Source organism: Acinetobacter sp. UBA3106 (assembly GCA_002365595.1).
Taxonomy (GTDB): Bacteria; Pseudomonadota; Gammaproteobacteria; order Pseudomonadales; family Moraxellaceae; genus Acinetobacter.
The window spans coordinates 48,138-62,242 of sequence record DFAM01000017.1 but is presented as its reverse complement, the minus strand read 5'-3'; the positions used below and the strand labels follow the sequence as shown (position 1 = coordinate 62,242).

The following is a 14,105-nucleotide window of genomic DNA, read 5'->3' as shown; positions in this document are numbered from 1 at the left end:
GGGATATCCTGAAGTACAAGAAATCATTGCTATCCTAAAAAATCTATATTGTAGATAAAGCAGCAGGTATTCTTTTCAGTAGATAAATATTTTTAAAGCAATATTTGATTTGGATACAGAGTTTGTTGCTTTGGATGTATATATCAGTCGAATGATGAATCGATGACATTATTTCGGCTAAATTTAAAAATGGCATAACACCTGAGCAAAGTAGCGTACCAAGCGGCTATGAAGGAGAATATAAATGCAACTTAAAAATCCAGACTTGCTGAAACAACAAGTATTTATTGATGGTCTTTGGATGGATGCAGCAGATGGCAAAAAATTTGCAGTGACCAACCCGGCAACAGGCGAAACCATTGCACAGGTACCCAGTGTTTCAACCACACAAGTGGAGCAAGCTGTACTGGCTGCCGAGACTGCATTATATTTCTGGAAAAATATGACCGCAAAAGAGCGTTCAATATTACTCCGTCAATGGTTTGATCTGATCGTGGCCAATCAAGAGGATCTTGCAGTTATTCTAAGTACCGAACAAGGTAAGCCACTAACAGAAAGTCGCGGTGAAATTCTATATGGTGCCAGTTTTATTGAATGGTTTGCCGAAGAAGCAAAACGCACTTATGGTGATGTCATTCCACATGATAAACAGGGTCGCCGTTTGGTGGTGATCAAACAGCCGGTAGGTGTGGTTGCAGCGATTACACCGTGGAACTTCCCGAATGCCATGATTACCCGCAAAGTCGGTCCGGCACTTGCGGCAGGTTGTACGGTGGTGATCAAGCCGGCTTCAGAAACGCCTTTGTCTGCGCTTGCCTTGATAGTGCTTGCAGAACAAGCCGGTATTCCCAAAGGTGTGATAAATGTAGTGACAGGCAGTTCACGTGAAATTGGAGGTGTTCTGAGCACACATCCTGTCGTGAAAAAACTATCCTTCACCGGTTCCACTCAAGTGGGCAAGTTGTTAATGCAACAATGCTCTTCTACCATGAAAAAAATCAGCATGGAATTGGGTGGTAATGCACCGTTGATCGTGTTTGAAGATGCAGACTTGGAGAGAGCGGTCAAAGGTGCCATGGCATCGAAATTCCGTAACAGTGGTCAGACCTGCGTATGTAGTAACCGTATTTTGGTACATGCCAATATTTATGATCGGTTCATGGAAAAACTAACTACTGCCGTTAAAGAATTAAAAGTTGCACCCGCTTTTGAAGAAGGCGCGGAACAAGGTCCCCTGATTAATGAAAAAGCCGTTGAGAAGATTGAAGAGCATATTGCCGATGCTGTCGCTAAAGGTGCAAAAGTCTTGGTGGGTGGTAAACCGCATGCACTAGGTCAAACCTTTTTTGAGCCGACGGTGTTGTCAGATGTCACACCAGACATGCTTATGGCTAAGGAGGAAACTTTCGCACCGCTGGCACCGGTTTTCAAATTCAGTACCGATGAAGAAGCCATTCAGATGGCGAACGATACTGAATTTGGTCTGGCATCCTATATTTATACCGAAAGCTTAAGCCGTGCCTGGAAAGTCGGTGAAGCACTAGAATATGGCATGGTGGGTATTAACGAAGGCCTGATTTCTACAGAAGTGGCACCTTTTGGGGGAGTCAAAGAATCTGGTACAGGTCGTGAAGGTTCCAAATACGGTATTGAAGATTATCTGGACATCAAATATATGTGTATGGGTATTTAAACTGGAACCATGGAAAATAAGGATCAAGTGATCCTTATTTTTTAACCGAGCATTTGGCGATAAGAATATAAAACAGTTTCCCGCTGATTAGTTGAAATAAATTTATTGAAATAAAGGAATATAACGGAGGATAGGACCACTATCTGATTTGTGATAAAAACCTGCAAAACTGAACAGCAGTATGCTGAAAGTGTTATTAAAAAAGTTAAAAATATCTCTATAACTTTGATTTTAGTTATAAAAAATTATCATTATTGATCTAAAAATAGCGGTTATAAGTCATGAAATATTATTTTTATTCATCTTTTTATATAAATACTAAAGAACTGATATTTAGCGAGCTTCTATTTTTCATGATTTTATAAAATATTCAATAATATTTTTATTGACGTGCTGTGTATAAATGTTGAGCAGGGTTGCCTATTTAATTTTCAAGTTTTATATTAAAAATACAGTAGGTCGAGAGACGCTACAAAGTGGTTGGACGGATCAATGACAGCTTGTTGAGTTTACAACCTTCGGGTTTAAACAAAAAATCAGCACTAGCCTTCCAACATAAAAGCCCGCAGCAATGCGGGCTTTCTTATTTTATATATCTCAAAAAGGTTTAAGAATGGGCTATTTACAGCCGTAGTGATTATAAATTATTGAGTTTAATTTAAGACGTTTATTCTTAAAGTTTAAGGAGAGTTAAGCAGGATATTTGAAGTAGATATCATCTATGTGTTTATAAAAAATTACATTGCCAAAAAATCTAACATCTCTAAATTATGGATAAATAAAATATATGTTATAAAAAGTTTAGTTAAATAAAGGGAGCAGAATGATATGACTCAACTGATCGAGGTGAAGGTTAAGGACCAATTTAGCAAGATCCATGCAGTGCAAGCATTATTAAGAGCAATTCCGGAAAATTCAGCTTTGCATAAACTTTCCTTATTTCAAAAAATTGAACATATTGTTGTGAATGGTGAAATTATTCGCCCGAGTATTGAATTGCTTTTTGAAAGCCGTATATCTGCGAGTATTTATCGTATAATTGAATAATGAAAAATATTATAAATACTCAGTATGATTAATAGATGAAAAATAAAAACTCACTGTTTAAGGTGAGTTTTTATAATGCTGTAAAAGATGAATAAATACTTATTAAAAGATTAAAATTTCATCGAATTGAATTAACAACTCATACTTAAAGTAGACTGATCTCGACATCATATTTATTAAATTCTTGCATCATGTTTTCAATGACTTTCATTCCTATGACATCCTCACAACTGAATATTGCATCCTTACCTTGTGTACTGTCATAACAGATGATTTGCTGGATTAACCAGCGATTTTCAGTTTCAGTCTGATCAATAATGACTCGAAGCGGTTGTAAGTTTTCACTGACCTGACGGGGCAATACACTGGTAATGGCAAGTTGAGTATGAGTCAGATCTTCTTTAGGACTTAAAAATGTCAGCACCCAGTTACCTACTTTTTTTAAGTACATAGGATTATCTGCGGGATGGAATTCTAAATAATGTAAGGCTGTCATCATGAATTGCCCTGAAATATTTACTATATGAAGCTTTTTACAAATATTTGCCATTCAGCTAAGGTCGTATTTAGAATAAATCCATAAACTCTTGTTTAATCTGATTATGGTGTAATTAATCTCATACTATTGTTTTATAAATATAAAAATAGATATCTCTTAAAGAGCTAAGACCTTAAATAAATAATGCAACATAAAAAAGCTCTTAAACTTGATCAGCTCGGAAGTTGCTGTAAAGAGCAGTTTATCTGATTCAGGCATCGGTTGAGTTCCTGAGGTGCTATGCGACTTTCCTGCAATGTGGTAATCCATTGCATTTGACACTGTTTTAAACTGCGTAAATCTGTGCTCTGACTAATGCGGGTGATCAGCTGTTTTGCCATTAAACCGCAGTATTGTTGTAGCAGTTGTACCATCAGCTGTTTGACCTGTTCAAAGTCCAGTATTTCTGCATCAAGCTGCATTTTATTGTCAGGAGATGGATGCTGTGCCCTAGAGTCTGGAGTTGAGGGTTGGGAAATGTTAAGCGTGGTGATTGCTTCGGCAGAATGATGTTTAAGTTGAGTGTTTTGCAAAGGCAAACTGGTTTCAATCCCGGTATGCAGTACAGTCGGGGTCAGTGTTGCTGCAGGGGTTGGGCTAGCCGGACGGCTGATCAGTCCCATTTCGAGCAGTTGTTCAAGTAATTCAGCGGGTGCGATACGGCGCTTGAATTGTTCAGAAAGCAGGTCAAAATCATCCGTACCAATCAGCAATAATAGTCTACGTTGACGGGCATTCAAATTGAGTGAACGTTGTTTTAAAATTTCAATGCCTAAATCAGTTTTATGATATTGACGCATGCCTTAATTTATTCCCCGCTAAATTAGGGCCGATTGTAGCTATGAAAAATGACAATATGGTTTAAATAATATTACAAATCATAATATTACAGCGTAACAATACTGGCTTTCTCAAGAGCCTTACGCAAATAAGGGTCCAGATCTTCCTGACGCAGCAGCCACTGCATATAGTCGGCAGGTAAATCCGCTATTGCTGTGCCGCGATGTTTGCCGAAATTAATGGTACGAGGAATACGCGCATCTTCCGATGCCAAATAAAGTTCTTCAATACTTTGAATGTTTAAATGATGGATTTCATGCATCAAAATATTGGCAGTTAAAATAATATCCATATCGGCTCGATGCGCTTTTTTAATCATTTCACGAGCTTTTTCACTGCCTTTGCTGATCATATAAATAAGCGCAGAAATATTATGCGCTTCCGCATCTGGCCATACTAAACGGGCAAGGGCAAGGGTACAAATGGCTTTGATCTTGCTGGTATCTACCCCGCATTTCTGAATGGCACGAATATCATAATCAATATTGTGACCAATAATATAAGTGGTTTCCTGTGGAAGAGTAAAAGTCGTGTAGTGAGGCTGACCAACCAACTCGGATTCTAAAATATGATGCACTGCCATGGCGGCAAAAGAGATGGGTTCATCCACACTATAGAGCTGGTCAAAAATTTCACTCTTGTCTAAGGAGAGTTTGCTGTCATGGATTTGGATCGGTGCATAAGCAATCTCAATCGGCTGTCCATTTAACGTATGGGTTTCGGTATCGAGAATAATTGCTTGCATGACAGGTCCATAACCGTTGCGATCGTTTGGATAAATTTAACATTTTCAAATAAGCGGATACAAACTGAAAATACAGTCTTTTCCCCATTGCGGAGTATTTCTGTAGCGAGATGCTGTTTAAATGTGCTGCTTGAAAAGCATCTGTTGAAATTAAAGCTTTATCTAGCTAAAAGGGGAGCCGATCTTCCTGATCAAGCTAAATTTAAACCACTGTAAAAAACTCATCTTGATTTCAGCTTGATGGATTGAATTGATGAGTTCGGCAACTCTCAGTATAAGGATGGCTCGAGAAGAGTCATTTCTGTTAATCAGTCATGGGGGCGGCATAGTGACATAATGCTTTGTTCGCTGTTGGATCTATTTTTAACGTCATATAGCCTAAGCCATCGAAAAACAAGAATAAGAACAATAAGGACATACATCGTTTTAAGATTTTATAGTGTTAGATAACTGCACGTTAATAAAATTAAATTTTTTAAAATCAATTACTTAAATTAATAAAACTATCTCATCCATTTTTATAGTGTTTCTTTCATGTTAAGGAGTATTGTTCAAATACCGAATAAGAGTAATAGTTTGTAATTCATGATTATTTAAATCATCAAAACAAAAAGATATATAAGGAAGTGTAAACATGAATAAAACATTTGCTACGGTGTTGATCGGTGGTTCTGTCCTTTTTTTAACCGCCTGTGGAAACAAGGATGATAATGATGACGTGGTTATCTCTCCTCAGCCGACCATTCCGGTAAATAATATACAAAATCCGGTAGTGCGAGTGGAGGCGTATACGGACCCGAATACCGGAGACGCATACCCCGATCTGAACGCAGACCGGCAGTTGCTGACTTATAAAATGTTAAGTGTCGATGGAAAGGAAGTCCAGGCAACCTCTTTGCTTTTCACTCCAACCGGCGCCGTACCGGCAAATGGATGGAAAATTGTAGTCTGGGCTCATGGAACGGTGGGTGTGGCTGATAAATGTGCGCCAAGTCGTCAAGGCTTAGGAAGCAGCACAGTGTTAATCCAGAAATTGATTGATGCAGGCTATGTGGTGGTTGCTCCCGATTATGAAGGTTTGGGAGCGGAAGGCAATCATCCCTTCCTGAATCTTAAAAGTGAAGCTTTTTCAATTACCGATGCTGTAGTTGCGGCACGTAACTATTTAACCAGTCAAGGCAAAAATATTTCCACCGACTGGATGACTGTTGGACACTCTCAAGGCGGGCATGCAGCTTTAGGTGCTGCCCAATATGCAGCCCGAGCAAATCTAAACTACAAAGGAACCATTGCTGTGGCACCGGCTTCGAATCTGGAGACAATCTTGATGGCTGGAGAAAATTCAGTCAAAGACCTGCCGGGAAATGTACAAATCCCTGTATATGCCAAGTTAGATATGTTTACAGCTTTAATTGTTGCAGGCATGCAAGGGCATAATATATTCGTCAATTATAATCAGGTATTTAAACCGCAATCCGCCGCGATTGCTCCAATTGCAGAAGTAGAATGCGCTACAGATGTTGCAAATGCCTTTGGCGCCGCGATGGGACAATATGCAGCAACGCATAATAATTCTTTGCAAGATTATGGCCGTACTCAAGATAACTTTATGACCCTGCCGGTAATTAACAATTTCCTGGTCAATGATGCACAGCCGGGCAATGTCAAACTGGATCAGCGGGTCATTATTTATCAAGGTTCAAATGACACCACAGTACCTGAAGGGGCGACTTTATTATTAAAGGCAATGCTGGAATCTAAAGGAACGACATTTGAATATATTGACGATAAATTCATTACAAATGTGGCGGATCGCTGGGATCACGGCACGGTGGTCACTGCAAATGTCGATAATATTGTGAAGGATGTAAAATCTCTAATGCCAATTCAATAACTTGATTTGACTCGCACTGCTCATGTTTTTTTAAACATGAGCACTTTTTATTTAAAACTGAGTAAAGTTCATTCTCAATATTTATAAACTTCATGCTACAATACGCGCCAATCTTAGCACGGCTTAAAAGCCCTAATTTAATAGGACCTCGCTAATGTTTGCCAATATCTCTATTGCTGAATTTGATCCAGAAATCGCTCAAGCAATCGCTAACGAAGATGCCCGCCAGGAAGCGCACATCGAGTTAATTGCTTCTGAAAACTATTGCTCACCAGCAGTAATGGAAGCACAAGGATCAAAACTCACTAACAAATATGCAGAAGGCTACCCAGGCAAACGCTATTATGGCGGTTGTGAATATGTAGACGTTATTGAACAATTGGCAATTGACCGTGCTAAAGAACTTTTTGGTGCTGATTACGCTAACGTTCAACCACATGCTGGTTCTCAAGCAAACTCTGCAGTTTACCTAGCACTTCTTAACCCAGGCGACACAGTTTTGGGTATGAGCTTGGCTCATGGTGGTCATTTGACTCACGGTGCAAAAGTAAGCTTCTCTGGTAAAACTTATAATGCAATTCAATACGGTCTGAATCCAGAAACTGGTGAGATCGATTATGAAGAAGTTGAACGTTTAGCTGTAGAACACAAACCACGTATGATCGTAGCTGGTTTCTCTGCATATAGCCAAGTGGTAGACTGGCAACGTTTCCGTGACATCGCGGACAAAGTTGGCGCTTACCTGTTTGTAGATATGGCTCACGTTGCGGGTCTGGTTGCTGCTGGTGTTTACCCAAGCCCAGTTCAAATTGCTGACGTAACCACAACAACGACGCATAAAACACTTCGTGGCCCACGTTCAGGTTTAATCCTTGCCAAAGCTAACGAAGAAATCGAGAAAAAATTACAATCAGCTGTATTCCCGGGTAACCAGGGTGGTCCATTGGTTCATGCTGTTGCTGCTAAGGCAATCTGCTTTAAAGAAGCAATGGCACCTGAATACAAAACTTACCAACAACAAGTGGTTAAAAATGCTCAAGCAATGGCTGAAGTTCTAATCGCTCGTGGTTATGAAGTGGTATCGGGCGGCACTAAAAACCACCTGTTCTTGTTATCTTTAATCAAACAAGACATCACGGGTAAAGACGCTGATGCTTGGTTAGGTGCTGCTCACATCACTGTGAACAAAAACTCTGTACCTAACGATCCACGTTCTCCATTTGTAACTTCTGGTATCCGTATCGGTACACCAGCAGTAACAACTCGTGGTTTCGGCGAAGCTGAAGTACGTGACCTTGCAGGCTGGATCGCTGACATCCTAGATGCTAAAGGTGATGAAGCTGTAATCAACGCGATTAAAGCAAAAGTTGAAGTTGTTTGCGCTAAATTCCCGGTTTACGCAAAATAAGTTTCTCGCTTAAAAAAAGCCTCCTGATATGGAGGCTTTTTTTTATATTTTTTATGACACCAGCGCTGGAATGTTTTGCTGCATCGCTTTGGGATAAGGCAGCTTGTCTGGCTGGTAATATTGAGCCCAAATTTGTGACTCCGCTGGGCGGTTCCGTTCGCTGTCTTGAAGGCCTTTAAAAAATGCGCCCATTGCATGATAAATCTCAGCTAAGTTTTTGCTCGTGATGTCATCTCTACTGAGGAAATAGGGCTGCAAAATACAAAAACCGCGATAGTCAAATACCTGGAAAAAGGGAATGACTAAATGAATATTCATATGCTGTTCGCCATAATTGCGCACATGCAGGGAAATGGCGTCGGTTCGCACATGGGGCAGACAGGCATACATCTCATATCCGAGCACATTATAGGGATATTGTTCAGCATTGATATCCAGTTGTCTTAAGGGTGCATCGGGTCCATCTATATGGCTAAAGAAGGTATTACCCGGTGGATAACTGGTTGGTGTCAGGCTTTGCTCGCAAGAAGTGCGGGGAACCACCCCATGAATATGCAACAATAAAAAATGGGTCAACTGACCTGCTTGATATAAAGCTTCATAAAATGGCGATTGCTGTAAATTGCTATTGGCCTTTTGCGTATCTTCAGCCAAATAAATAGGATTTCTGGTAGCTTTGATGGTTTCCAGGGCATTCAACACATATTGTGTGCTGGATTCTGAAATGACCGGTTCAAAAAGAAACTGGCAAATATGCTGGGTCACAAAAAAGATGGAAGCATTAATCTGGGCAATCCGGCAGGTGGTTAGAGCATCCGGGATTTGCTGCCCCAGCATCTGGCTGACTTGTTCCGGGCGGAACCAGCGTAGTGAAGTTCCGGCCTGTGCAGCAATGACTTGTCCGACATAAGCGGCCAGAAAAAGAATAAAGAAAAAATGTGCATCATCTTCTAAAAAATGATCAATTGAAACCAGATAGTTCAGGCGAATTTCACGCATGAGGTCATCTAAACGGTCCAGACTTGCCATGCTATGGTCAAGATCGGAAATCTGCACTAGATCTTGAAAAGCAGAACCACAAAATAGCGGATAAGCCTTGAAATACATGGTATGTAAGTCGTGCATCTGTTCGGTAAATTTTCCGCGTTCATCTGCAAATATAATCTGATAATTCAGAATAACTGCTTCAATTTCCTGGCTGATGCTAAGCGGTAAATCATCTTCACAAAAATGTTTTGCCACATAATGCAGCGGTAAAATAATTTGATTATTGCAATTGAGCGCATAGCTATGTACAAAGTTATTGGGACGATCACGGAATTTGATAAAGTGAGCTTGTAGCTCTTCAAAACTTTGCCATTTTTCATCAAAGCCCAATTTTTGGCTAATAAACTGCCCTATATAACTGGAGATCAGATAAACGGTATTTAATTTTAGAGGATCTTCAACAAAATTTGCAGCTTGAGTTCCTATTTGTTTTTTAAATGCAGCAAATAGCTGATCCAGTCGTTCAAAGCTGGCAAAAGTACCATCAAAATTAACGGTTTTAAGTGCGGAAGCAATATAAAATTCATGTTGATGTTCTGGCATTTGAAAACGGCTGCGAATGTGCTGCATAAAATTGCGAGAATCAGGTTCAGCTGTCGAGTGTAGTGCGGTAGAGAGCATCGTATTATTCTTGTAAAGTAATTATTTATATACATATGTATACTTGAAATTAATTTTAAATCAACCGTATAGACAGCCTTATTATTGCTGACTGAAAAAAAAGTGTAAAAAAGAGGATGTTGAATATGCAAAGACCGGTAATTATTATTTCACAACAAGATCTTGAGCGTTTAGAAACGATGCTTGAGCATCAGTCGAAACTGACTCCAACCATGCAACATCTGGAAGATGAACTGGCACGTGCCGAAGTCGTTGCACCCCAAGATATACCCTCTAATGTCGTGACTATGAATGCACGGGTACAGATTACTATTGCGCCTTCGAATGAACCGACCATTATTACCCTGGTTTATCCGCATGAATTTATGGGTGAGAAAGGGCAGGTCAATGTACTTGCTCCAGTCGGTGCAGCCATTTTAGGATTGGCTGAAGGTCAGGAAATTGAATGGCCGCAGCCAGATGGTCATTTAATGAAGGTCAAAATTGAAAAGGTGATGTATCAGCCAGAAAGAGAAGGCCATTATTTATAATCGATTAAAATAAAAAGCCCCAAAATCAGGGGCATTTTTAATAGTTCATCACAGCAATTATTATTCACTCATTTTCTCCAGATAGCCCGTCATAAATGCTGAAACGACACAGGTCAGGTGCATGATGATGTACCATATGAGCTTGCTCAATATAAGCAAATTTTAGGGCGATTAAATGAGTTTAAAAAATTGAGGACAATAAAAAAGGCAAAGTAAAAACTTTGCCTTTTACGATCGTACCGATCTTAGTGGTGATGACCACCAGCGCCGTGTACGTGACCGTGTTCTAATTCTTCAGCAGAAGCTTCACGAATTTCAACGATTTCAACTTCGAAAGTTAAATCTTGACCAGCAAGTGGGAAGTTAGCATCGACAACAACGTTGTCGCCTTCAACCGCTTTAACAGTCACGATTTGAACGCCATCATCAGTTTGAGCCTGGAATTGCATACCAGGTTGGATGTTGTCCACACCTTGGAACATTTGAGCTGGAACTTCTTGTACGAGGTTAGGGTTGTATTCACCATAACCTTCAGCAGCAGGAACGTTTACAGTGAATTTTTCACCAACAGTTTTGCCTACCAAAGCGTTTTCTAAACCAGGGATGATGTTACCCGCACCGTGCAAATATGCAAGTGGCTCACCTTGTGATTGGTCGAGAGTTTCGCCCTCTGCGTTAGTCAACGTGTAGTGGAAAGAAACCACGAGGTCATTTGCAATAGCAGTCATGTTATTGATCCATTCAATTTTTTAAGGATACATCATAAAGTGAAAAGCGGGTTTTGTAGACTAGATTTAGCAAAAATCTGCATTTTTCCCACTCATTTATGGCGTTTTGTTAATATTGGGGACGATTTTGGAAATTTCAATGCAATTTTATCTTTGGTCCCGTTTTTCTTGTGACAAAATCTTTAGCTGTCAAAAGTCCTGCATGGGTATAACCATGAATCGCTGCCTGATGCAGGCGATATAACGAGATATACATGGTTTTTGCCAGTAAACCTTGGACATTCACTTGGCCGAGTAATTCTCCCACTGCTTTATTGTGGCTTAATGACACCAGTGAACCCTTGTCGGAAAATTTGAACATCGGTTGTGGCTTGCCTTGAATGCGAGCTTTCATTGCTTCAAGCAGGAAACTGGCTTGCTGGCTGGCGACTTGAGCACGTGGACCCAGTACCGGCTCATCTGCAGCAGGCTGGCAATGGGCACAATCACCAAATGCAAAGACATTCGGATCAGATAAAGTTTGCAGCGTTGCATACACTCTAAGGCGGTGAATATTGTCCTTCTGAAAGTCCGTCAACTTTTCTAGCACAGCTGGAGCTTTAATTCCTGCGGCCCAGACTTTCAGCTCTGCATCGATAGCGCTGCCATCGGCAAAATAGACTTTGTCCTGATCGACTTTAGCCACCCGATGTTTGGTCAACACCTGAATTCCAAATTGCTCAAGTTGATGACTGGTATGCTTGGCTACCGTTTCAGAAAGTGCAGGCAATATCCGGTCAGCAGCTTCAATCACGGTAATATTGACATTTTTTGGGTCAATTTTATTTAGCCCGTATTTAAAGAAGGTTTGTTTGGCCTGATACAGTTCGGCAGCAAGTTCTATACCGGTTGCACCTGCACCAATAATGGCAATATTTAAGGCGCGTGTTGTCTCTTGATTTTGCGCTTCAAGATATAAGTGCAGTAAATCTTGATGAAAGATATCGGCCTGTTTACGACTGTCCAAAAAATGGCAGTGCTGTTTGACGCCTTCAGTATTAAAGTCGTTCGAGGTTGAACCCACGGCAATAATCAGGGTGTCATAATCCAGCTGAATCTTCTTTTGCCCTGAATCTGGTTCAGTCTGAGCGGGTTTGGATAACTGCGCTGTTTCAAGAATAATGTGTTTGGCAGCTGGGTCGACCTGCGTCAAACTGCCTAAAACAAACTCATAATGATGTTTGGCGGCATGCGCAAAATAATTGGTTTCTTCGGCATGTGGATTGAGGCTGCCGGCAGCAATTTCATGTAAAAGCGGTTTCCAGATATGGGTCAGTTTCTGATCCACAAGCGTGATTTTTGCTTTATGATTTTTACCTAAACTATTACCCAACTGGGTCGCAAGTTCTAAACCACCAGCACCGCCACCCACAATAACAATTTTATGTAGATTACTCATTTTGGGACCTATTTATTATTTTCAAGACGAAAAAAAAAGATGGCCTTAATATGCCATCTTCAATTCATTGCTTTTGTTCAGATTGTTGTACAGCTTACATAACGTAAAGAAATTTCACGTAATTAGCCTAGAGGATAAGTTTTGACTTCAATCTCTTCACTTGAGAAAAAACTGAAAAGCTGTTTAAACCATATCGCAATTTTCTGGAAGAAATTGGCTTCTTCAATTTGCACATCATCTTCAATGGCAATGGTGCGAATCAGCTGATTATTTTGATAAACATGCACGGTTGCCAGTTGCATAACCTGAGCGACAGGAGCAGTCAGGAGCTTTTCTTTAATTTCGACATTTAAGTGAGTTTTGGTTTCTTGTAAAGGTTCTATGGTTTGAATTGTTCCATTGCCCGTATTCAACATAATTCGCTGATTGACCGTATCATAGGTTTTTAGGTCAATGGCATAAGGTTGATCGTATAAAGATGTGGTCACAATTTGCGGTTTACTGGTTTCCAGTTTAAACATTTTTAACGTGGATTTAATGACCGGTAATTCAGCAATCAGCTGTTTGTCTTTAATGGCTACTTCATTACGAGTATAGGTATACGCCATATTTAGCAGGGTATGGGCAATTTCAGCACGTTTTAAAGCATTTTGGGTTCCCATCACCACCACAATCAGGCGACGTTCAGGCAGTTCAGGATTAGCGGTAGGGCGGTGTGCAGTCAATGCCAGGTTATATCCCGCAGCTTTGGTAAAGCCGGTTTTTAAACCATCTACACTTGGGTCAAATTTAAGCGCCAAGTTGGTTGCACGATGAAAACGCTGGTTATAACTGAAACTTGGCATCACTGAATAATGCAGGTATTCAGGCGTTTCAGCTGTCAGAGCCTGACCCAGTAACGCCATGTCATGAGCAGATGAGTAATGATCTGGCATGGTCACGCCTGGTGCATTGGCAAAATGGGTATCATTCATCCCTAAAGCTTTTGCCTCTAAATTCATGCGTTCAATAAAAGCCGGCACAGTACCTGAAATGCGCTCAGCCAACGTCACCGCAGCATCATTGGCTGACATCACGATTAAACCCGCTAGAAGCTGATCTACAGTAATCTGTTCACCTTCTTTCAGATACATTTGTGACTCATCCCACTGCACCATTTTTACTACCGGTGTAGCTGTGATGATTTCATCCTTTTTCAAATGATCTGCTGCAATTTCTTTGAGTGCAATGTAGGCAACCATCATTTTGGTCATGGATGCCGGTGCGCGTTGCTCATGACTATTGTGTTCAGCAATGACTTGTCCAGACTGGGTATCTAGAATGGTCCATGCAGGAGCTTCAACACTTTCAGGTACAAGGTTCAGTAATGCAGCATTGCCTATCGTGGAGCACAATAAACTGAGTGATGCGAGGAGGTAGATGACAGCTTTCAATGATATTCCTTATTTGCCAATCCATTGACAGTAAAAATACAAAAAATATGAGGCATGCTATGCCTTTTTTTAGTGAATGGCTAGTCGGAATTGTAGACAATTAAGACAGTTCAGCATTGCTTGGTAAAAAAATGCTAAGCTAA

Annotated in this window: 12 protein-coding genes; 5 read left to right on the top strand and 7 right to left on the bottom strand. The window is 40.4% G+C overall.

Annotated elements, in window-relative coordinates:
- Nucleotides 1-244 precede the first annotated feature (244 nt).
- On the top strand, nucleotides 245-1,693 hold the full coding sequence (locus B4C48_RS09835; RefSeq protein WP_291356008.1) for an NAD-dependent succinate-semialdehyde dehydrogenase: 1,449 nt from the start codon (nucleotides 245-247) through the stop codon (nucleotides 1,691-1,693).
- 828 nt (nucleotides 1,694-2,521) lie between these two features.
- Nucleotides 2,522-2,740: a hypothetical protein gene (locus B4C48_RS09830; protein WP_291356006.1), complete on the top strand. Its 219-nt coding sequence runs from the start codon at nucleotides 2,522-2,524 to the stop codon at nucleotides 2,738-2,740.
- Nucleotides 2,741-2,885: 145 nt separating this feature from the next.
- Here B4C48_RS09830 and B4C48_RS09825 read toward each other — a convergent pair whose 3' ends face one another.
- The 3 genes from B4C48_RS09825 to B4C48_RS09815 form a co-directional block, all read right to left on the bottom strand.
- Nucleotides 2,886-3,236, bottom strand: coding sequence for a hypothetical protein (locus tag B4C48_RS09825; protein WP_291356289.1), 351 nt, complete (start codon nucleotides 3,234-3,236; stop codon nucleotides 2,886-2,888).
- Between the two features lie 215 nt (nucleotides 3,237-3,451).
- Complete coding sequence (locus B4C48_RS09820) at nucleotides 3,452-4,078, bottom strand: hypothetical protein (RefSeq protein ID WP_291356004.1); 627 nt, start codon at nucleotides 4,076-4,078, stop codon at nucleotides 3,452-3,454.
- Nucleotides 4,079-4,164: 86 nt separating this feature from the next.
- Nucleotides 4,165-4,863: a putative quorum-sensing-regulated virulence factor gene (locus tag B4C48_RS09815; RefSeq protein WP_291356002.1), complete on the bottom strand. Its 699-nt coding sequence runs from the start codon at nucleotides 4,861-4,863 to the stop codon at nucleotides 4,165-4,167.
- A 634-nt stretch (nucleotides 4,864-5,497) separates the two neighbouring features.
- On the opposite strand from B4C48_RS09815, the gene B4C48_RS09810 reads away from it, so the two are divergent.
- Nucleotides 5,498-6,757 carry an alpha/beta hydrolase family protein gene (locus tag B4C48_RS09810; RefSeq protein WP_291356000.1) on the top strand — a complete coding sequence of 420 codons (1,260 nt, stop codon included), beginning with the start codon at nucleotides 5,498-5,500 and terminating at the stop codon, nucleotides 6,755-6,757.
- Nucleotides 6,758-6,911: 154 nt separating this feature from the next.
- A complete protein-coding gene (gene glyA, locus B4C48_RS09805; protein ID WP_291355998.1) occupies nucleotides 6,912-8,165 on the top strand; it encodes a serine hydroxymethyltransferase in 1,254 nt (417 codons plus the stop codon).
- A 51-nt stretch (nucleotides 8,166-8,216) separates the two neighbouring features.
- On the opposite strand, the gene B4C48_RS09800 is transcribed toward glyA, so the two are convergent.
- Nucleotides 8,217-9,833, bottom strand: a complete 1,617-nt coding sequence (locus B4C48_RS09800; protein ID WP_291355996.1) for a hypothetical protein — start codon at nucleotides 9,831-9,833, stop codon at nucleotides 8,217-8,219.
- Between the two features lie 125 nt (nucleotides 9,834-9,958).
- Here B4C48_RS09800 and rnk point away from each other — a divergent pair, with 125 nt between their 5' ends.
- On the top strand, nucleotides 9,959-10,363 hold the full coding sequence (rnk, locus tag B4C48_RS09795) for a nucleoside diphosphate kinase regulator (protein WP_291355994.1): 405 nt from the start codon (nucleotides 9,959-9,961) through the stop codon (nucleotides 10,361-10,363).
- Nucleotides 10,364-10,608: 245 nt separating this feature from the next.
- Here rnk and slyD read toward each other — a convergent pair whose 3' ends face one another.
- From slyD to B4C48_RS09780, 3 genes are all read right to left on the bottom strand, one after another.
- Nucleotides 10,609-11,091 (bottom strand): peptidylprolyl isomerase, encoded by a 483-nt coding sequence (gene slyD, locus B4C48_RS09790; RefSeq protein ID WP_291355992.1) that lies wholly within the window; start codon nucleotides 11,089-11,091, stop codon nucleotides 10,609-10,611.
- Between the two features lie 136 nt (nucleotides 11,092-11,227).
- Nucleotides 11,228-12,529: an NAD(P)/FAD-dependent oxidoreductase gene (locus B4C48_RS09785; RefSeq protein ID WP_291355990.1), complete on the bottom strand. Its 1,302-nt coding sequence runs from the start codon at nucleotides 12,527-12,529 to the stop codon at nucleotides 11,228-11,230.
- A gap of 122 nt (nucleotides 12,530-12,651) precedes the next feature.
- Nucleotides 12,652-13,962, bottom strand: coding sequence for a D-alanyl-D-alanine carboxypeptidase PBP6B (locus tag B4C48_RS09780; RefSeq protein WP_291355988.1), 1,311 nt, complete (start codon nucleotides 13,960-13,962; stop codon nucleotides 12,652-12,654).
- Between the last annotated feature and the right edge of the window lie 143 nt (nucleotides 13,963-14,105).

What these genes read in the sequence shown, in the direction of transcription:
- B4C48_RS09785 (WP_291355990.1), bottom strand. Translation starts at nt 12,529, where the DNA reads ATGAGTAATCTACATAAAATTGTTATTGTGGGTGGCGGTGCTGGTGGT.
- rnk (WP_291355994.1), top strand. Translation starts at nt 9,959, where the DNA reads ATGCAAAGACCGGTAATTATTATTTCACAACAAGATCTTGAGCGTTTA.
- B4C48_RS09820 (WP_291356004.1), bottom strand. Translation starts at nt 4,078, where the DNA reads ATGCGTCAATATCATAAAACTGATTTAGGCATTGAAATTTTAAAACAA.
- B4C48_RS09800 (WP_291355996.1), bottom strand. Translation starts at nt 9,833, where the DNA reads ATGCTCTCTACCGCACTACACTCGACAGCTGAACCTGATTCTCGCAAT.
- B4C48_RS09835 (WP_291356008.1), top strand. Translation starts at nt 245, where the DNA reads ATGCAACTTAAAAATCCAGACTTGCTGAAACAACAAGTATTTATTGAT.
- glyA (WP_291355998.1), top strand. Translation starts at nt 6,912, where the DNA reads ATGTTTGCCAATATCTCTATTGCTGAATTTGATCCAGAAATCGCTCAA.
- B4C48_RS09810 (WP_291356000.1), top strand. Translation starts at nt 5,498, where the DNA reads ATGAATAAAACATTTGCTACGGTGTTGATCGGTGGTTCTGTCCTTTTT.
- B4C48_RS09825 (WP_291356289.1), bottom strand. Translation starts at nt 3,236, where the DNA reads ATGACAGCCTTACATTATTTAGAATTCCATCCCGCAGATAATCCTATG.
- B4C48_RS09815 (WP_291356002.1), bottom strand. Translation starts at nt 4,863, where the DNA reads ATGCAAGCAATTATTCTCGATACCGAAACCCATACGTTAAATGGACAG.
- B4C48_RS09830 (WP_291356006.1), top strand. Translation starts at nt 2,522, where the DNA reads ATGACTCAACTGATCGAGGTGAAGGTTAAGGACCAATTTAGCAAGATC.
- slyD (WP_291355992.1), bottom strand. Translation starts at nt 11,091, where the DNA reads ATGACTGCTATTGCAAATGACCTCGTGGTTTCTTTCCACTACACGTTG.